This window comes from Liquorilactobacillus mali KCTC 3596 = DSM 20444, from assembly GCF_000260415.1.
Lineage (GTDB): Bacteria > Bacillota > Bacilli > Lactobacillales > Lactobacillaceae > Liquorilactobacillus > Liquorilactobacillus mali.
This window is the reverse complement of sequence record NZ_BACP01000031.1, coordinates 1-18,907: the sequence shown is the minus strand read 5'-3', so window position 1 is coordinate 18,907 and position 18,907 is coordinate 1. Positions and strand designations below refer to the sequence as shown.

At 36.0% G+C, this 18,907-nt stretch carries 18 protein-coding genes and 1 pseudogene; 13 read left to right on the top strand and 6 right to left on the bottom strand.

Annotated elements, in window-relative coordinates:
• Positions 1–3 precede the first annotated feature (3 nt).
• From GSM_RS05050 to rplS, 13 genes are all read left to right on the top strand, one after another.
• Complete coding sequence (locus GSM_RS05050; RefSeq protein WP_003690666.1) at positions 4–1,683, top strand: DAK2 domain-containing protein; 1,680 nt, start codon at positions 4–6, stop codon at positions 1,681–1,683.
• Between the two features lie 227 nt (positions 1,684–1,910).
• The gene (gene recG / locus GSM_RS05045) at positions 1,911–3,950 is read left to right on the top strand and encodes an ATP-dependent DNA helicase RecG (RefSeq protein ID WP_003690668.1); all 2,040 of its coding nucleotides are present in this window, start codon (positions 1,911–1,913) and stop codon (positions 3,948–3,950) included.
• A 15-nt stretch (positions 3,951–3,965) separates the two neighbouring features.
• Complete coding sequence (gene plsX, locus GSM_RS05040) at positions 3,966–4,988, top strand: phosphate acyltransferase PlsX (protein WP_010077865.1); 1,023 nt, start codon at positions 3,966–3,968, stop codon at positions 4,986–4,988.
• Between the two features lie 3 nt (positions 4,989–4,991).
• Positions 4,992–5,234, top strand: coding sequence for an acyl carrier protein (gene acpP / locus GSM_RS05035; protein WP_003690512.1), 243 nt, complete (start codon positions 4,992–4,994; stop codon positions 5,232–5,234).
• Between the two features lie 156 nt (positions 5,235–5,390).
• The gene (rnc, locus tag GSM_RS05030; RefSeq protein WP_003690514.1) at positions 5,391–6,080 is read left to right on the top strand and encodes a ribonuclease III; all 690 of its coding nucleotides are present in this window, start codon (positions 5,391–5,393) and stop codon (positions 6,078–6,080) included.
• A 43-nt stretch (positions 6,081–6,123) separates the two neighbouring features.
• The gene (gene smc / locus GSM_RS05025) at positions 6,124–9,690 is read left to right on the top strand and encodes a chromosome segregation protein SMC (RefSeq protein WP_003690516.1); all 3,567 of its coding nucleotides are present in this window, start codon (positions 6,124–6,126) and stop codon (positions 9,688–9,690) included.
• Positions 9,691–9,692: 2 nt separating this feature from the next.
• On the top strand, positions 9,693–10,703 hold the full coding sequence (gene ftsY / locus GSM_RS05020; protein ID WP_003690517.1) for a signal recognition particle-docking protein FtsY: 1,011 nt from the start codon (positions 9,693–9,695) through the stop codon (positions 10,701–10,703).
• A 24-nt stretch (positions 10,704–10,727) separates the two neighbouring features.
• Entirely contained in the window at positions 10,728–11,066 is a 339-nt protein-coding gene (locus GSM_RS05015; protein WP_003690519.1) for a putative DNA-binding protein, read from the top strand.
• Positions 11,067–11,081: 15 nt separating this feature from the next.
• Entirely contained in the window at positions 11,082–12,515 is a 1,434-nt protein-coding gene (ffh, locus tag GSM_RS05010; protein ID WP_003690521.1) for a signal recognition particle protein, read from the top strand.
• Positions 12,516–12,608: 93 nt separating this feature from the next.
• Complete coding sequence (gene rpsP / locus GSM_RS05005) at positions 12,609–12,881, top strand: 30S ribosomal protein S16 (RefSeq protein WP_003690523.1); 273 nt, start codon at positions 12,609–12,611, stop codon at positions 12,879–12,881.
• A gap of 185 nt (positions 12,882–13,066) precedes the next feature.
• A complete protein-coding gene (rimM, locus tag GSM_RS05000) occupies positions 13,067–13,576 on the top strand; it encodes a ribosome maturation factor RimM (RefSeq protein WP_003690525.1) in 510 nt (169 codons plus the stop codon).
• Entirely contained in the window at positions 13,576–14,313 is a 738-nt protein-coding gene (gene trmD / locus GSM_RS04995; protein ID WP_003690528.1) for a tRNA (guanosine(37)-N1)-methyltransferase TrmD, read from the top strand. The genes rimM and trmD overlap by 1 nt, the downstream gene beginning before the upstream one ends.
• A 108-nt stretch (positions 14,314–14,421) precedes the next feature.
• Positions 14,422–14,769, top strand: a complete 348-nt coding sequence (gene rplS / locus GSM_RS04990) for a 50S ribosomal protein L19 (protein ID WP_003690530.1) — start codon at positions 14,422–14,424, stop codon at positions 14,767–14,769.
• 108 nt (positions 14,770–14,877) lie between these two features.
• On the opposite strand, the gene GSM_RS04985 is transcribed toward rplS, so the two are convergent.
• From GSM_RS04985 to GSM_RS14535, 6 genes and pseudogenes are all read right to left on the bottom strand, one after another.
• Positions 14,878–15,999 (bottom strand): tyrosine-type recombinase/integrase, encoded by a 1,122-nt coding sequence (locus GSM_RS04985; protein ID WP_003690532.1) that lies wholly within the window; start codon positions 15,997–15,999, stop codon positions 14,878–14,880.
• Between the two features lie 155 nt (positions 16,000–16,154).
• Positions 16,155–16,793: a hypothetical protein gene (locus GSM_RS04980; RefSeq protein WP_003690535.1), complete on the bottom strand. Its 639-nt coding sequence runs from the start codon at positions 16,791–16,793 to the stop codon at positions 16,155–16,157.
• Positions 16,794–16,795: 2 nt separating this feature from the next.
• The gene (locus tag GSM_RS04975; RefSeq protein WP_003690537.1) at positions 16,796–17,212 is read right to left on the bottom strand and encodes a hypothetical protein; all 417 of its coding nucleotides are present in this window, start codon (positions 17,210–17,212) and stop codon (positions 16,796–16,798) included.
• Between the two features lie 47 nt (positions 17,213–17,259).
• Complete coding sequence (locus tag GSM_RS04970) at positions 17,260–18,087, bottom strand: ParA family protein (RefSeq protein WP_010077864.1); 828 nt, start codon at positions 18,085–18,087, stop codon at positions 17,260–17,262.
• A gap of 56 nt (positions 18,088–18,143) precedes the next feature.
• Positions 18,144–18,305 (bottom strand): annotated as a pseudogene (locus GSM_RS15620) (SHOCT domain-containing protein); the annotation flags it as partial.
• Positions 18,306–18,366: 61 nt separating this feature from the next.
• Positions 18,367–18,816 (bottom strand): hypothetical protein, encoded by a 450-nt coding sequence (locus GSM_RS14535; protein WP_010077862.1) that lies wholly within the window; start codon positions 18,814–18,816, stop codon positions 18,367–18,369.
• Positions 18,817–18,907: the final 91 nt, after the last annotated feature.

Below are 18,907 nucleotides of genomic sequence, written 5' to 3'. Positions count from 1 at the left end.
AATTTGAAAGTCACAGAGATAACTGAGACGCATTTTAGAAAGATGGTTGCGGTCAGTTCAAAAAGATTAAGTAATAACGCAGAGTTTATTAATTCATTAAATGTGTTTCCTGTCCCAGATGGGGACACTGGAACAAATATGAGCCTTTCTTTTGCCAGCGGAGCAAAATATGTGGCTGAATCTACTGCTAACACTGTAGGTTCTTTAGCTGTGGCCTTAGCTAAGGGACTACTAATGGGTGCTCGTGGAAATTCAGGAGTAATATTATCTCAAATATTCCGTGGATTTTATAAAAGTACAGAAAAGAAGGACAGCCTGAATGCTGCCGACCTGGCTGCAGCTTTGACTGCGGGTGTTGAAACGGCATATAAGGCTGTAATGAAGCCCACTGAAGGAACAATATTAACAGTCGCGCGCGAAGCAGCTAAGGCAGCTAACAAGGCAGCTAGTGAGAGCGATGATACTGTCGTGGTGATGGAAGCCGCCTATGAAGCTGCAAAAGAAGCATTGGCAACTACTCCGGATTTATTACCGGTTTTGAAAGAAGTTGGGGTAGTCGACTCTGGTGGACAGGGTCTTACTTTTGTGTATGAAGGTTTTTTTGATGTCCTTTCTGGGAATAAACGTGCTGAAGACGATGCACATCAGCCAAGCGTCGAAGAAATGGAAGAGATGGTGAATGCGGAACATCATAAGAGTGTTCAAAGTCAGCTTAGCACAGAAGATATTAAGTACGGATATTGTACTGAAATAATGGTTAAGCTAGGTGCAGGTCGCCTAGTTGATTCAAAATTCGATTATGATGAGTTCCGCAATCACTTGAGTGAAATTGGTGATTCATTATTGGTAATTGCTGATGACGAAATTGTCAAAGTACATGTCCATACTGAGCATCCGGGGGATGTTATGTCTTATGGACAACGTTTTGGGTCTTTGATTAAGGTCAAAGTTGATAACATGCGTCTACAACATGAGACGATTTTGGAACATGATGAGCAAGAAGAAACTGAAAAAAATTCGAATAATGATGGGTATGGCATTATTGCAATCGCTTCTGGCAATGGTGTTGCTAACTTGTTTAAGAGTTTGGGTGCGACTTATGTTTTAAATGGTGGTCAGACGATGAACCCAAGCACACAAGATATTATTGATGCAATTAAGAAGGTCAATGCCCAAAAGATCATTATTTTACCAAATAACAAAAATATTTTCTTAGCTGCTGAGCAAGCCGCAAAGGTTGCGGATGTACCGACAAAAGTTGTTGCAAGTAAGACAATTGCTCAAGGAATGACGGCATTAATTGCATTCAATCCCGCAGAAAATTTGGATGAAAATGCTGTAAACATGAGTGATGAGATGGATTCCGTGAAGTCAGGTCAAGTTACTGTTGCAGTTCGTGATACAACTATTGAAGGAAATATAATCAAAAAAGATGATTATATGGGAATTATTGATGGAAAAATTAAGTTGACGAATCCAGACAAAGTTGATGCGGCTATTCAGATGGTAGGGAAAATGCTTGATGATGATAGTGAAATCGTTACGATAATTGTTGGTCAAGATGGTACTTCGGCAGAAGCTGAAAGTATCAAAAAGGCAGTTCTGGATATTGATAAGGATCTAGAAATCGAGATTCATCAGGGCGATCAGCCTGTATATCCATATCTAATTTCTGTTGAATAATGATTTTCATGATGATGGAGTTGGGTCAAAAGTTTAACTTTGACCTAGCTCCTCTATTTGTTCCAGATAAACGTGTTACATTAGTCAAAATTTTTCGTCTAATATCGGATTACTCATAGTACTCATAGCAAATGATTCAACGTACTTGTAGTTTAGATTCAGTACTAAAATTTTACCGACTTATGTAACACTTCCATTTTTAGGTCATTTAAAGAGAGGTGATGTTTTTGGCAAAACAACTTAGTGATTCAGTAGCAGTTCTGTCAGGTGTTGGTCCTAAGAAAGTTCAAGCACTGAACAAATTGGGCATAAATACCATTGAAGACCTGTTAACTGCATATCCATTCAGATATGACGACTACGCTGCACGTAAGCTTGCGGAAATTGGTGATCAAGAAAAGGTAGCTTTAAAAGGAACTGTTGCAACAGAACCAGTACTGAGTCGCTTTGGACGCCAGAAAAATCGCCTAAATTTTAAACTTTTGGTAGAACATGATGTGATTATGGTGACTTTTTTTAATCAAGGATATTTACGTTCTAGAATTGAGTTGGGTAAAGAATTAACTGTTTATGGCAAGTGGAACCATAAAAGGCAAAACTTAACAGGCATGAAAATATTGGCAGACGATAACAGTAATGAACTTGGCGGGGTATACCGTTCTTCGAAGGAGATCAAACAGTCCCAGGTAAAAAAATTAATAGAGCAGGCATATGATGAGTATGAAGATGCAATCGTTGATATTATTCCGGATTATCTGGCAAAAAAATACCATTTGCTTTCACGAAAAGAAATTATTCATGAGATTCATTTTCCAAAAGACCAAAAATCTGTGAAATTGGCACGCCGCAGCGGAACTTTTGAGGAATTTTTTCTTTTTCAAGCTCGAATGCAGTATATCAAGGAAAATGACAACATTAATGAAGGATTGAAAATTAACTACAAACTCGGGAAACTAAAGCAGTTTATTGCAAGGCTACCCTTTGAATTAACAAATTCACAGAAAAAAGTTGTGAATGAGATCTGCCACGATATGCACATGCAAAGACATATGAACAGGTTGTTACAAGGCGATGTTGGTTCAGGAAAGACTATTGTTGCAGCAATTATTATGTATGCAGCTATTACAGCAGGATTCCAAACCGCATTAATGGTCCCAACTGAAATATTAGCTCAACAGCATGCTACAAAGTTGGCACAGTTGTTCGAGCCCATGGGAGTTACTGTGGCACTCTTGACGAGTTCGACTGTAACGAGAGTGGCGCAAAGACGCGAATTATTATCCAATTTGAAAAAAGGGACAATCAATCTTGTAGTCGGGACCCATGCGTTGATTCAACCAGATATTGAGTTCTTGAATCTCGGTTTGGTTGTAACAGATGAGCAACATCGTTTTGGTGTCGGGCAAAGACAAATCCTCAGGGAAAAGGGAAAGTCCCCTGACGTACTAATGATGACAGCAACTCCAATTCCACGAACATTGGCACTGACAACTTATGGAGAAATGGATGTTTCCACGATTAGAGAATTACCAAAGGGACGCAAAGCTATTCGGACCCAGTGGGTAAAGAATCGTCAATTAGCAAGTGCCTATGAGTTTCTCGAACGGGAATTAGCTAATAATTCACAGGCGTATATCGTCAGCCCTTTAATTGAAGAATCTGAGGCAATGGACTTGAAAAATGCTGAGGAAATATTCAACAAAACAAATGAACATTTAGGATCGCGATATCAAGTTGGGCTTCTTCATGGTAAAATGAGCGGTGAGGAAAAAGAAAAGGTAATGTCCGCTTTTAAGGAGCACAAGATTGATGTGTTGGTAGCAACTACAGTAATTGAAGTAGGAGTTGACGTGGCGAATGCAACTGTTATGATGATTCTTGATGCGGATAGATTTGGTTTGGCACAGCTGCATCAGCTACGTGGCCGAGTCGGACGAGGAGATAAGCAATCCTACTGTCTCCTTGTCGCTGATCCTAAAAATGAATATGGGATTGCACGGATGCAGATAATGACAGAAACAAATAATGGGTTCGTGATTGCACAAAAGGACTTGGAACTTCGAGGACAAGGCGACATTTTAGGAAATAAACAATCAGGAATACCTGAATTTAAATTAGGTGATCCAATCGCTGATTTGCGAATATTACAGATAGCAAAAGAAGAAGCACGGCAAATAATCAACAATGAACATTTTAAACAAAAAAAAGAAAATGAAGAACTGATAAAGTATTTGAATCGAACTTTATTGGGAGCATCATTTGATTAAAGAAGGATGGATTTAATGAAAATTGCAGTTGACGCTATGGGTGGAGATAACGCACCTCAAACGGTTGTTGAAGGGGTTGAGCGGGCAAGAGATGAGTATAGTGATCTTGAGTTCAATCTCTATGGTAAAGAAAGTGAAATTAAGAAGTATTTAAATGATCAATCTAGGATTCAGATTATTCATACTGATAATAAGATTGACATGAATGATGAACCTGTTCGAGCAATTCGACGAAAGAAGGATTCATCAATGGTTTTAGCTGCAAAAGCAGTTAAAGATGGCGAAGCCGATGCGTTCTTTTCATGCGGTAATACTGGCGCGCTCCTTGCTGCCGGACTGTTGATTGTTGGAAGAATCAAGGGAATCAGTCGTCCTGGATTACTTTCCACACTTCCGATGCTTTCAAAGGGCGAGGGAGCTTTAAATCTGTTGGATAGCGGCGCAAATGCCGATAATAAACCTGAACATCTTTATGAATATGCGATTCTTGGTAAGTACTATGCACAAAAGGTCAGAGGAATTGCAAATCCGAGAATAGGCTTGCTGAATAATGGAACTGAGGAACACAAGGGTAGTAAGACTACACAAGAGGCGTATCAGTTATTAAAGGCAACTCCAAATTTGAATTTTGTTGGTAATGTAGAATCCAATGCAATTTTAAAAGATGTAGCAGATGTAGTGGTTGCAGATGGTTTCACCGGCAATGCTGTTTTAAAAGCAATTGAAGGGACTGCTTCAGCTACAATGCATTTGTTGAAGGATTCAATTATGAATAGCGGAGTGTCAGGTAAATTAGGTGCATTGTTACTCAAATCGACTTTTAATGAACTAAAAAATAAGATGAATCAATCACAGTACGGTGGGGCTGTTTTACTTGGTGTCAAGGCGCCTGTTGTGAAGGCCCATGGCTCAAGTGATAGTGCAGCGGTCTATTATACGTTGAAGCAGATTCATAAAATGTTGGAAGAAAAGATGATTCCCGATTTAGTTGCGTATTTTGAAGAAGAAGCAAAAAAAACAGATGGTGCGGAGGAATAAAAGATGACAGAAAAAGAAATTTATGACAAGATTGTAAAAATTATCAATGAACGCTTTGATGTTGAAGAAGATAAAGTAACCCCTGATTTGAACTTTTCAACGGACTTGAATGCCGATTCAATAGATATTGTTGAATTTGTGCTTGAACTTGAAGATACATTTTCGGCTGAAATACCTGATGAAGATGCAGAAAAATTAATCACTGTCGCAGATGCAGTTAAGTATATTGCGAATCACCAAGAATAGTCACTGACATTTAAAATTCTGGAAGATAGATTGCAGCAGGAAAAATCCTGGATGATGATCTATCTTTTTTTAGAAGAATGACTGTCATGCTTTGTTCAGATAGATATGTAAGGGTATAATATAAAGTATTAAGTTGTAAAAAGGAGAAGACAAAAAGTGATAATCGGATTAGTACAAAAACTAAAAAACGATTTTGAAATAGATTTTAAACGACCTGAGCTACTTGATGAGGCATTTACACATGCTTCATATGTAAATGAGCATCCAAAGGAGCATCTAAAGTATTACGAACGAATTGAATTCTTGGGAGATGCTGTGATGCAGCTTTGTGTCTCTGAATATTTGTATCGTCGCTATCCTGGAATGTCGGAAGGAAAGCTTTCACGGTTGCGTGCAGCAATGGTTTGTGAAGATAGCTTCAGCAAATTTGCAAAAGAATGCAATTTTGACGAATACATCAGACTTGGTAAAGGAGAAGAAAAGGCCAATGCAAGGCAAAGACCGGCCTTGTTATGTGATATTTTCGAGGCTTTTATTGGGGCATTGTATCAAGACCAAGGCAAAAAAGCAGTAGAAGAATTTATTGCAAAAGTTGTTTTTCCTAAATTAGACTTGGGATGGTTTGATCACTTGTTAGATCACAAGACGGAATTGCAGGAATTATTGCAGGAAAAAGGTGAGGTAACCATCACTTATGATGAAGTTGCTGATCTTGGACCAGAACATGACAAAATGTACACAATGGCTGTTAGTGCTGATGGTAAGGTTTTAGGAACAGGCAGCGGACATTCAAAGAAAGAGGCTGAACAGGTAGCTGCAAATGCTGCATTAAAATCTTTAAAGTAAAGAAGCCTATCTATATAGTAAGGAAATAAAGGAGCAGTGCTGGATGAAGTTAAAGTCACTGATAATCAATGGCTTCAAGTCTTTTGCAGACAAAACACAAATTGATTTTCAAGATGGGATGACAGCAATTGTCGGACCAAATGGAAGCGGTAAGAGCAATGTAATTGAAGCGATTCGCTGGGTCTTAGGGGAACAGTCTGCTAAGAATCTTCGTGGTGAAAAAATGCCGGACGTAATTTTTGCCGGGACAGACACTCGTGCACCACTTAACCGCGCAGAAGTTGAGATTATTTTTGATAACAAGGATCACTATTTACCGTTGGATGAAGACGAGATTGCAATTGCGCGTAGAATTTATCGTAATGGTGATAGCGAATTTTTATTGAATGGAAAACAGGTTCGCTTGAAAGATATCACAGGCCTGATGTTGGATACAGGGCTTGGAAGAGAATCATTTTCAATTATTTCTCAGGGACGCGTTGAATCAATCTTTAATAGTAAGCCTGAGGAACGCCGGGTGATCATTGAAGAAGTCGCTGGTGTTTTGAAATATAAAAAAGAGAAGCAAAAGGCACAACAAGAATTGGCTGAAACTGCAGATCATTTGAATAGAGTTGCAGATATTGTTGTGGAATTACAAATGCAAAGAGAACCATTAAAAGAGCAGAGCAGTATTGCAAGGGATTATCTAGAACAGAAAAAAGATTTTGACCATTATAATTTAAGTAAATTAGTTCTGGAAATTGCTGAGAATAAACAGAAAAAAGTTGTATTTGAAGGTGAGATTGCACAGTTAGAGGCAGTTAAGGCTAAAAATAAAAAACAGATTGAGCAATACGAGTCATCTGTTAATTCATTGCATAAGAAGCAAGATGAATTGAATCACAGTCTTGATCGTTTACAAGAAGAAGCAGCACTTTTAACTGGTCAGAAAGAACGCTACAGTGGGAAAAAAGAAATTACACAAAAGGAAAAAGACTACCAGTTACAAAAAATCACTGAGGTTAAGGCACAAAAAAAATTAAACCAGGAAAAACTGAAACAAGTAGAAATTGAACGCATGGAATTAATAAAACAGATTAAAGATCTTACAGAAGAACAAACGGAATTGCAAAGAAAAGTCACTGATTTAACGGAATTGCATGAGCATGATGCAAACCAGATTGCAGCTGAAATTGAAGACTTGAGACAGCAAATAATTACAAAGATGCAAGAACAGACGTCTTTAAAAAATCAGGCTTTATATCTCACAAAAGAAGAGCAAAGAAACAAGGCAAGTAAAGATATTTTTCTCAAGAAAACAAAAAAACAGCAGGAAAATATTCAGACTCTTAAAAAGAAAACAGACGATTTGAAATTAATTTACGAAGAAAAATGCAAGCTATTAGAAATTGAAAATAAACGCTTTGAAACTGAGCAAGATGATTTGTCAAGTTTACAAGTGAAGCTGCAACAGCAAAAAGACAGCTGGTATAAGGCATTAGCAATTGTTCAGCGTGCACAGGCACAACATGATAGCCTAAAGAATATTGATGATAATTTTGCCGGATATTATCGTGGTGTCAAGGAAATTCTGCAGAAAAGAGCAAAATTTGCTGGAATTATAGGTGCAGTTGCAGAACTGTTGGATGTTCCTTCAAATATTGCATATGCAATTGAAATTGCCTTAGGAAGCCAAACACAAAATGTTGTTGTTGAAAACGAGCAGGCAGCAAAGGCTGGTATAAATTATTTAGTAAAGAATCGTTTGGGAAGAGTTACTTTTTTACCGCGGAATACAGTGAGACAGCGGAAATTAAGTAAGTATCAATCTGAAATATTAGCAAAAATTCCAGGTGTTCTTGGAATTGGTAATCAGTTAGTAAAGTGTGCTAAAGATGATCAGCCAATTTTGAATTATTTACTGGGTACAACAGTCATTGTGGAGGATATCGATATTGCGGTGGATGTTGCAAGAAAGCTTGACCATAGTCTACGAGTTGTTTCGCTAGCAGGTGATGTTGTTAATCCTGGCGGTGCAATGACTGGTGGTGCAAATAAGCAAAAAAATAGTGGACTAATAGAGCAAAAAGAGCGAATCAAGACATTAGAAAATGATCTCGCCGAAATGAAGCAAAAGATGAAAAAGATTGAACTTCAGGGCGCCAATGCAAAAAAAGATTTTGAGCAAAAAAAGATAGATGTTCAAATGATTGAAAAAAATGTAGCTGCGAAAAAAGAAGAAAGTCATAATATAGAATCTCAACTTGTACTTTTGAAAAATCAATTAAGGGATTCAAAAGAGGCTCTTGAGCTACAACAAGAAGAGTTTGAACAGGAAATAAAAAATGATGCATTTGGTGCGAATAAGAATTCTCTTGCTGAAAAGCAGGCTATTTTAGAGCAAAAAATAAATAAGCTTCGGGCTGAGTTTGACAGTAAGAAAAATATGCTTACAAAGCTAAATGAAGTTAAAGAACAAAATACACAAAAAGGCAATGATATGAAACGACGTTTGGCAATTGTCACAGAAAGATTGAGTTCTTTAAATGAAAAGGCTGTGGCTAATAAAAAACAGATTAATGAGTATCAAGATGCACTTCAAGATGAACAGAAAATATTAGATGGGATTGACAACAAACAAAAAATTGACTCTCTAAAATCTGAGGAGATAGTACAACAACTGCGTCAGATTAACGAAAAACAAGAGGCAATTGCTATCGAACTTACAAAAGGTAAAAAAATGCGAGCTGATATTCATGAATATCTGCAATCAAATGAAACTGAATTGACAAGAGTTAACAACCTGCAGGAGCTAACATTTAATAAGCAGCGTGAGAAAAGTATTAAATTAAGCAAGGTAAATGGTATACTTGATCAGAGCCTGTCCGAACTAGCACAAACATATGAATTAACATATGAGGCTGCAAAGGCTCAAAATAAAGAGCATGATTTGAAACACGTATTGCAAAAGTTAAAGCTGCTGCGTTTAGGTATTGAAGAACTAGGAGAAGTTAATATTGGTTCAATTGATGAATATGAACGCGTAAATGAACGTTTTGAGTTTCTATCAATGCAGCAAAATGATTTGTTGGAAGCAAAAAAACAGTTGCAAAAAAGCATGCAAGAAATGGATAATGAAGTTAAAATCCGTTTTGGAAAGACATTCAAGGCTGTTGCGGATGCATTTACTGAGGTCTTTCCACAGATGTTCGGTGGTGGGAAAGCATCTTTGAAATTAACTGATTCAAGCGATCTATTGACAACAGGAATAGAGATCATGGCACAACCACCTGGTAAAAAACTACAGAAATTATCTCTATTGTCGGGAGGAGAAAAAGCATTGACTGCATTGACACTGCTCTTTGCCATCTTGAAAGTAAAACCAGTGCCCTTTGCAATTCTAGATGAGGCAGAAGCAGCCCTAGATGATGCGAATGTAGATCGTTATTCATCATATTTGCAGAACTTCCATGATCAGACACAATTTATTATCATTACACATAGAAAAGGGACGATGAGTCGAGCTGATATCTTATATGGGGTGACGATGCAGGAATCAGGCATATCAAGGACGGTTTCAGTTTCTCTTGAAAATATACTCGAAGAAAATGTCGCTAAAGGGGGATAAAAATGGGCTTTTTTGATAAACTTAAACATGTGTTTAGCGGTCAGGAAGAAGAAAAACAGACTGTTGAGGAACAAAAATATGAAAAAGGACTGGAGAAATCACGCAAAACTTTTGGTGATAAGCTCAATGAACTTTTTGCAAATTTCCGCAGTGTTGATGAAGAATTCTTTGAAGAGTTGGAAGAAAAATTGATTGAGGCCGATGTCGGCTTTGAGACTGCTGTTAAGATTAGTGAGGAGCTTCAAGAAGAGGTAAAGCTGCGCAATGTAAAAGATAAAAAAGATGTTTCAAATGCGATTATTGAAAAACTTGTTTCGCTATATGAAGCAGAAGGAACGACAGAAGATAATTCATTGCACTTTGCACAGAACGGACCAACTGTTTTTCTTTTTGTGGGTGTTAATGGTGTTGGGAAGACGACAACAATCGGGAAACTTGCCCATAGGTATCAGCAGGAGGGAAAGAAGGTTTTACTTGCCGCGGCCGATACATTTAGAGCCGGCGCAATCGAGCAGCTTGTTGAATGGGGAAGACGAGTGAATGTTGAAGTTGTTCGAAAACCAGAAAGAAGCGATCCAGCAGCAGTTGTTTTTGATGCCGTTCAAAAAGCCAAGAGTGAGGACTATGATATCTTATTGGTAGATACTGCTGGCAGGCTACAAAATAAGGTTAACTTGATGAATGAATTGGGTAAAATTGCGCGAGTGATTACCCGTGAACTACCAGATGCACCACAAGAAGTTTTATTAGCCTTGGATGCAACTACTGGTCAAAATGCATTAACGCAGGCAAAACAGTTTAAGGATGTCACAAATGTGACAGGAATTGTTTTGACTAAGTTGGATGGAACTGCTAAAGGCGGAATTGTCTTAGCGATTCGTAATGAATTACATCTTCCGGTTAAACTTGTTGGGCTGGGTGAAAAAATGGATGACTTGCGTGACTTTGAACCAGTCGAGTTTGTTTACGGACTCTTTAATGGTTTGGTGGAGGCTCCAAAAGAAGAAAATTAATCTGGTTGAAGTAGGTGATGAGCGATGGCAATTGAAAAAACAAATAGAATTAATGCTTTGTTTGAATTTTATGAACCGCTTTTGACTAGTAAACAGATGGAGTATCTTGCTTTATATTATCGGGATGATTACTCACTTGGTGAAATTGCTGAAAATTATCAGATTTCAAGACAAGCTGTGTATGATAATATAAGAAGAACGGAAACAATCCTTGAATCCTATGAAAAGAAACTTCATCTGTTGCAGAATTTTCAGGAACAAAGTCAAAGGACTGATGAGCTTCAGAGTTATGTTCAAAAAAATTATCCAGATGATAAGGCTTTAAGCAGGTTAGTTGAACAATTAGAAGAATTAGAAGAATGAAAGTTGGTGGATTAAGTGGCATTTGAAGGATTAACAGAGCGACTTCAGAATGCAATCGGCAAGTTGCGGAAAAAAGGTAAGATCAGTGAAGCTGATGTACGAGAGGTCATGCGTGAGATTAGGCTTGCATTACTTGAAGCCGATGTAAATTTCCAAGTAGTAAAAGATTTCGTTAAGACAGTCAGAACTCGTGCTATTGGTGCGGAGGTTCTGGAGAGCTTAACTCCTGCGCAACAAATTGTAAAAATCGTTAATGATGAACTAACCAAAGTCATGGGTGAGGAAGCTGTCGAATTAAATAAATCAGACAAGATTCCAACAATCATTATGATGGTTGGTCTCCAAGGTGCTGGTAAGACAACCACATTAGGTAAATTAGCTTTAAAGTTAAAGAATGAAAAGAATGCTCGTCCATTAATGATTGCTGCGGATATTTACAGACCCGCTGCGATTGATCAGCTGGAAATATTGGGTAAGAGTATTGATGTACCTGTCTTTTCAATGGGAACTGACGTTTCACCAGTTGAAATTGTCAGAAAAGGGCTAGAATTAGCTGCTGAGAAGAAAAATGATTATGTATTGATCGATACTGCCGGTCGCTTGCAAATTGATGAATTACTGATGGATGAACTTGCTCAAATCAAGACATTGGCACAACCAGATGAAATCCTGTTGACAGTTGATGCAATGACAGGTCAAAATGCAGTTGAAGTTGCCAAAGGATTCAATGAACAATTGGATGTTACAGGTGTTGTATTGACCAAGTTAGATGGTGATACTCGTGGTGGTGCTGCGTTATCAATTCGTTCGGTCACTGGTAAGCCTATCAAGTTCATTGGTCAAGGTGAGAAAATGACAGATTTGGATGTATTTTATCCAGACAGAATGTCGTCACGTATCTTAGGAATGGGTGATATGCTGACCTTGATTGAAAAGGCACAGCAAGATTTCGATGAGAAAAAAGCTCAGCAAATGCAAGAAAAGATGCGTGAGAACAGCTTTGACTTCAATGATTTCATTGATCAAATGGAGCAAGTTCAAAAAATGGGACCAATGGAAGATATCATAAAGATGATTCCTGGGATGGCAAATAATCCTGCAATTAAGAATTTAAAAGTTAACCCTAAAGACATTGATCATCTTAAGGCTGTTGTTTATTCAATGACTAACGAGGAACGCGAAAATCCAGATCTATTCAATCCTAGCCGGAGAAGAAGAATTGCCGCCGGTTCAGGTCGTCCAATTCATGAAGTTAACAGAATGATTAAACAATTTAACGAGATGAAGAAGATGATGGGGAAGGTTTCTAAGGGAAACTTTGAAGGCATGGAGGGTATGTTTGGCAATGGATTATCTGGCAAGCTTGCAAAGATGTCAATGAATTCTATGGCACGAAAGAATAAGAAGCGCAAACTTAAGCGCTTGAAGAATAAAAAACGCAGGAAATAAATTTTTTTGTGTCTGTCAAGAAATAATCCTTTACACCAAGCCAAAATACTGTTATATTATTAACGTTAAGAAAGTTAATAGGAGGTGTAGTTAATGTCAGTTAAAATTCGTTTAAAACGTATGGGTTCTAAAAAGCGTCCATTTTACCGTATCGTTGTTGCAGATTCACGTTCACCACGTGATGGTCGTTTCATCGAAACAGTTGGAACATACAATCCATTGACAGAACCTGAAAGTGTTACACTTAAGGAAGAAAATATTTTGAACTGGTTGAGCAATGGAGCACAACCTTCAGATACAGTACGTAATATTCTTTCAAAGAATGGTGTCATGAAGAAGTTCCATGATGCAAAATTCAGTAAATAATAAGACTTATTGCATATAAAAAGACCCTTAATTGTAATCTTAACTTATGTGCTTTGATAGTTGAATATTTGTAATAATTGGCTATACTGTATGTTTGATTAAGAATTGTATATAATTAGTGAATCCCTTTAGATGAAGCAGTGATGTTTTATTTGGGGGATTTTCTTTTTTAAAGAGGTGGAAGAATGAGTTTTTATGAAGTAGGACAGATTATTAACACTCACGGAATACATGGTGAGGTAAAAGTTAAAATAATTACTGACTTTCCAGATGAACGCTTTAAAAAGGGCAAAATGTTATATCTACTATTGCCTGATAGAGAGCTTGTACTGAAAATTATGGCTGTCCGTAAAGTAAAACAATTTTATTTATTAACATTTGAGAACTATCAGGATATAAACCTAGTTGAGAAATTCAAGGGACTTAAATTGGCAGTTAAGGAAGAACAGCAACAAAAACTAGCTGATAACAACTTCTATCATCACGAAATAATTGGATTGAAAGTATTTGATGAAGAAAACAATGAAATAGGAGAAATTAGTGAAGTCATGAGTTTAGGTGCTAATGATGTTTGGAGCGTTAAAAGAGTTGGGAAAAAGGACCTACTTTTACCTGCAATTCATGATGTTATAAAAAAGGTCGATATCGCAAATGGAAGCATAATCGCCGATGTGTTAGATGGGTTGGATGATTAATGAAAATCGATATTTTAAGTTTATTTCCGGAGATGTTCAAGGGCCCCTTGGAATCATCCATTGTGGGTAAGGCAATTGAAAGTAAAATCATAGATGTTGACATTACAAACTACCGTGATTTTACCAGTAACAAACAGCACCATGTTGATGATTATCCGTATGGCGGTGGTGCTGGAATGTTATTACAAGCACAGCCGATCTTTGATGCTCTGGATTATGTTGAGAAGAAGAACGACGGATTAGGAAGTGTGATTTTACTTGATCCGGCAGGAAGGCAATTTAATCAAAAAGTGGCAGAAGAATTATCTGCAAAAGATCATCTAACATTTATTTGCGGCCATTATGAGGGTTACGATGAGAGAATTAGGAAGAGGGTCACTGATGAAATTTCATTGGGAGACTATATCCTAACTGGTGGAGAACTTGGCGCAATGGTAATAATTGATGCTACTGCCAGACTATTACAAGGTACCTTAGGTAATAAAGATTCTGCACCGGGAGACTCATTTTCAAGCGGGTTGTTGGAGTATCCCCAGTATACGAGACCAGTCTCATATAGGGGGATGGATGTTCCTGAGGTACTTGTTAGCGGTAATCATCAAAAGATTGCGCAGTGGCGAGAATATGAGTCCTTGAGACGAACATTTTTACGAAGACCAGATTTGCTTGCAGAACTAGAATTAACTGAACAACAAAAAAAGATATTGGATGAAATAAGGGGCAACACTAGAAAATAAGCACTTGATAATTATTTTACGATATGATAATATTCTAAGTGGCTATGCGCCACATTAACAATATTCCGCTGTTGAAAGACAAGAATGTTGGCGAAAGGAAGAAACAAGATGAACCCATTGATTAAAAAAATTACGGAATCTCAATTACGTAGTGATATTCCAGATTTCCGCCCTGGTGATACTGTTCGTGTCCACGCTCGTATCGTTGAAGGTACTCGTGAACGTATCCAGATTTTCGAAGGTGTAGTTATCAAACGTCGTGGTGAAGGTATCAGCGAAACTTATACAGTTCGTAAGATTAGTAGTGGTATTGGTGTTGAACGTACATTCCCAGTCCACACACCACGTGTTGAAAAGATTGAAGTAATTCGTCAAGGACGTGTACGTCGTGCTAAGTTGTATTACTTGCGTGCATTACATGGTAAAGCAGCTCGTATTCCTGAAAGACGTCGTTAATATAACGTTCAAAAAGCCTTGTTTATCAAGGCTTTTTTTGTTTTACAAGAATAAATTTGCTTTGTAAAAAACTGTACTTTTATGTTTAAGGGGCACAAAAGGGGCAAACTAGAGTTGGTCGAGGTCATTTCTAAGTTTTTTCTGTGCATTTTGAGTGACGTGCAAATATATTTTAGAAGTGATCTTGCTACTTTCATGTCCGACTCTTTCTTGGATTACATAAAGGGGTGTTCCAATTTCTGCAAGTTTAGAAATATGCGTGTGTCTAAAAATGTGACTTGAGAGTGGCTTATTTATTTTTAGTTCCGATTTAGCTTTTCTTAAAAAAGTATTTATTGCCGAAATGCTTAAAGGCGTTTGATTAGATGTTTCAAATAGATAATCACTTGCAGAGTTAAGTGAGCAGAGTTTCTCATATATCTCAACTGCCTTGTTGGGTAAAGAGATAGTTCTCATTCCTGCTGCCGTTTTCGTTACCTTGGTTTTTTTCTGATCACTGATTTTTAATCCATGATAATCTAGTGTCCCGTTAATATCAACATAGTATACTCCTTTGTCGTTGAAAATATCCCTCTTATTTAACGCTAGAGCTTCCCCAGCACGCATGCCGGTCAAATATAGCCATTCAAATAAATAACCGTACATAGCGTTTCTGTGATAGGTATATTCTAAAAGCATAGCAAGCTCATCACTATCTAGAAACTTATTCTTAGTATTTGATGACTCATTATTTTTAAAAGATATTTCTAAATCTTCAACTGGATTATTTTTTGCGTAATTTTGCGAGATTGCATATTTAAATAGCTTGTTAAGCCTCGACTTAACTATTGATACATATTTATTAGACAGCTCATCATCATAGATCATGCTCTCAAGAACCCGTTTAATGAGCCTTGAGTCTATCTTAGAAACCACAATTTCATTGTTAATTTTATCAGAAAAAGTATGTAAATTATAAACAGCAGACATATACGTTGAATTGCGTACTCTTTTTTTATAAAGTACAAGCCATTCCCTAATTAATTCACCGATTGTAATTTCTGTAACTTTTTGAGAATGTTGGTGTAACTTTTTACTGACTTTTCTATCAAGTGTCTGTTGGGCTTGCTTAACTGCATGAGTTGAGTTACTGTTCATCAAAACAGATACACGCACGTATTTGTCCGTATAAGGATCTTTGTACCGCTCTATAAATTTGAACTTTTTCTCAGCAAGCTTCTCATACCACATTTGTGTATTTCCTCCTTCTGTTACACATATCAATACTATTTGCATTATAAAAAAGCAATATTTACTTATTATTGCGTATTCTTAGTTATCAAATACGCACGTATGTTCACTTAACGTGTTAAATAAAAGCCCCCAAAAGAGGCATTTGAATACAATTAATGAATAAAAATCGATTTTATTCGAATTTTAATAGCTGTATCTGTTGAGTCTAAGTCTGGTATGAGTTTAAGAAATAGTTCCAGAACAAAAATGTTTTCAAGACATTGCAAATCTTGAGTAATTTTTTTTAGGTCAAACAGATTACCGTCTAATCTTTTTTGAATATCTATTTTTGTATTAGTAGATGGATGTGTGTCATGTATTAATTCAGAATATACATGATAAAGTCTATCGAGCATTTCTGCATTTCTATCTGTGAGATTCGTACCACGTAGAAGATTTTTCCTAGCTGATGTTCGAATACGACGTATTGACTTCGATGGATTGTAGTATCCATATAGGATGCGATAAAGCTTTTCAACTAATATTCTTACAACATTTGAAGTGAAAAATTCATCATTCAGTGTAACCGATACTAAAAGGCGCGCATAGAACTCTCTATATTCAATGATTAAGTCAAAAAAATTATCATCTTTCTTTATTTTCTCAAAGTCTAATAAAATGTTGCAAAGTGAAAAAGAATTATTAACTAAAAAATAAAGCGAATGTAAAGTTGACGTATTTTCTTTAAATTTAAATTTAGGAAAAAAATTAGTTATTACTTTTTTGTAGTTAAGAAAATCTGCTTCTGTCATTTTTATTTATCTCTATTTCGACTATATTTTTTCATTGTTTTCAAAATTCGTTCCTCAGCACGTAACTCATTATTAGTAAGCAGTTTTACTTTCTTCTTCTTTTCTTCCGAAGGAGTATCTAAGTTTTCAGAATAGAAGTCTTTAAAAATTATAATATTTTTATAAAGTTGTTCTTCACTAAAGCCTTGAATTTCTCTAACAATTCTAGCAACTATTTGTGTTCTGCTTTTAAATAAATAATCTTTTAACTCTTTTTTTAAGAGTAATTTGTCAGTCAGTTCTCTGACATTTGGATTATGTTCAAAAATTTCAGTAGATAAAATAAAAGGAACTAAAGTGCTCAGAAGTTCGATTCTTGTTTTATCTATGTTAGTAGTGAAAGACAGTTCTTTTATCTTCTTTTCTAGATAAGGCGACATTTTTCATCATTCCTTTAATTTATGATTTTTCTAGAAGTTGAATTCGTTCAAGAAATTTTTTTACCAATTCTATCAACCATTTCTTTAAGTCTATGGTCATTTGTGTCTGTAACAAATTTGCCTAATTCAAATGTTGAAAGTTTATTGTATTCCTTAAAATTTTGTTTATCATCAAAAACTGTTAATTCGTTTTGTTTTACAATATCCGATTTTCTTAATGCAGACATGTAAATTTTTTGCTTAGGTTTTTCATCTGAAACCCTTGTGAAAATAATACCCATATTTTTTGGGGATCTATTCTTAAATACTGAGTTCCTATTATTATCTACAATATCATGAACAACTCTTTCTAGTAAATCAACACCAAGAGTAGAATATTTATCCGGAATTACTGGTACAAAATAATAATCACTTATAAATAATGCTGTTTCTGTATAAATAGAATAAGTAGGAGGACAATCAATCATAATAAAATCATAATTGTTTCTGATTTTATAGTCAATTATGAAATCTAATAATTTTTGACTAGTTGAATTACCACTTGAACGTTCCAAAAATATTGTTTCTAATTCTCCTGGAATTAGATCAATATTTTTTTCAAGTTGCACTATGACATCACCAGGATTAAATCCTTCTGGTTTTTTATTAAAAATGACTTCTATCGATTTGTCGAACTTTTCCTTTTGCGGGAAATAATGTTCATTAAGTGCTTGAGTTAAATTTGCCTGTGGATCTATATCGATTAATAAAACTCGGTAATTTTTTTCACTATGTTCACTTTTCTTATTCGCTAAAAAGTTAGCTATTTCTAAACACAATGTTGTTTTACCGACTCCACCTTTCATGTTAATGAAACTAATAACTTTTGCTGTCATAACTATACCCCCAATATATATTTTTCTCTAACTATGTAAAAAACAACAGCACACTTTTATAACCCTAGCAGCTGTTTCTTTTTAGCCTCGAACTCTTCTTGAGTGATAACTCCTGAATCTGCAAGTTCCTTGAATTTCTTTATCTCGTCAGCGACAGAAGAAGGATTCCCAACTTTTTCTACATTCATTTCTTTGGATTGTTCATCAATAACATTTTGCAAAAACGCTAAAGTTTTATCAACCTCAATTGCAATCTGCTTATAGGTATTACTGTTCTTTTTAATTTTTTTGGTTAAAGATGATATATGAAACATTTGCTGTCTCACTCTTAGAGACAACCTTTATCTTTGTTTCCGTGTTTACAGATGATGCAGATTTTTTACCGGTAATTCCACCTACAATTGCTCCGATTCCACCTGTAGCGGCTCCAAAAACAATAGCTCGACCTAGACCACCTTTTGTAATGGTTTCGCCATCCTGTTGAAGTTCAAAACTAGACAAATCTTCGTATTTTATTATTTTTCCAGGTATTCCGAAAAGTAGATTAATTCCAAAAGCTTTTAATGAATCATTATACTTTAGGTAAGAATTTAATTTTTTTTCATTTTTAGGGAATTCTTTAGCAAGCTCAGCTTGAAATTTTTTATTTTCGCGTTCAATTTTTATTTTTTCTTGTGCTTTTTCTTCTTCTGCTTTTATTGATTCTTTAATTTTGTCCATCAATCCCATAATAATTCCCCCTAATTATTACTCAAAAAATAATTATATGACACACCAAATTCTTCAATTGAAAATTTTTCTAACAAACCTGTTGCAAATC

Bases quoted from the DNA above. Each gene is read 5' to 3' on its own strand.
- trmD (WP_003690528.1), top strand. From the start codon at position 13,576: ATGAAAATCGATATTTTAAGTTTATTTCCGGAGATGTTCAAGGGCCCC.
- GSM_RS05015 (WP_003690519.1), top strand. From the start codon at position 10,728: ATGGCAATTGAAAAAACAAATAGAATTAATGCTTTGTTTGAATTTTAT.
- acpP (WP_003690512.1), top strand. From the start codon at position 4,992: ATGACAGAAAAAGAAATTTATGACAAGATTGTAAAAATTATCAATGAA.
- smc (WP_003690516.1), top strand. From the start codon at position 6,124: ATGAAGTTAAAGTCACTGATAATCAATGGCTTCAAGTCTTTTGCAGAC.
- plsX (WP_010077865.1), top strand. From the start codon at position 3,966: ATGAAAATTGCAGTTGACGCTATGGGTGGAGATAACGCACCTCAAACG.
- GSM_RS04970 (WP_010077864.1), bottom strand. From the start codon at position 18,087: ATGACAGCAAAAGTTATTAGTTTCATTAACATGAAAGGTGGAGTCGGT.
- GSM_RS04975 (WP_003690537.1), bottom strand. From the start codon at position 17,212: ATGTCGCCTTATCTAGAAAAGAAGATAAAAGAACTGTCTTTCACTACT.
- GSM_RS04980 (WP_003690535.1), bottom strand. From the start codon at position 16,793: ATGACAGAAGCAGATTTTCTTAACTACAAAAAAGTAATAACTAATTTT.
- rplS (WP_003690530.1), top strand. From the start codon at position 14,422: ATGAACCCATTGATTAAAAAAATTACGGAATCTCAATTACGTAGTGAT.
- GSM_RS04985 (WP_003690532.1), bottom strand. From the start codon at position 15,999: ATGTGGTATGAGAAGCTTGCTGAGAAAAAGTTCAAATTTATAGAGCGG.
- ftsY (WP_003690517.1), top strand. From the start codon at position 9,693: ATGGGCTTTTTTGATAAACTTAAACATGTGTTTAGCGGTCAGGAAGAA.
- rpsP (WP_003690523.1), top strand. From the start codon at position 12,609: ATGTCAGTTAAAATTCGTTTAAAACGTATGGGTTCTAAAAAGCGTCCA.
- GSM_RS14535 (WP_010077862.1), bottom strand. From the start codon at position 18,816: ATGGGATTGATGGACAAAATTAAAGAATCAATAAAAGCAGAAGAAGAA.
- rimM (WP_003690525.1), top strand. From the start codon at position 13,067: ATGAGTTTTTATGAAGTAGGACAGATTATTAACACTCACGGAATACAT.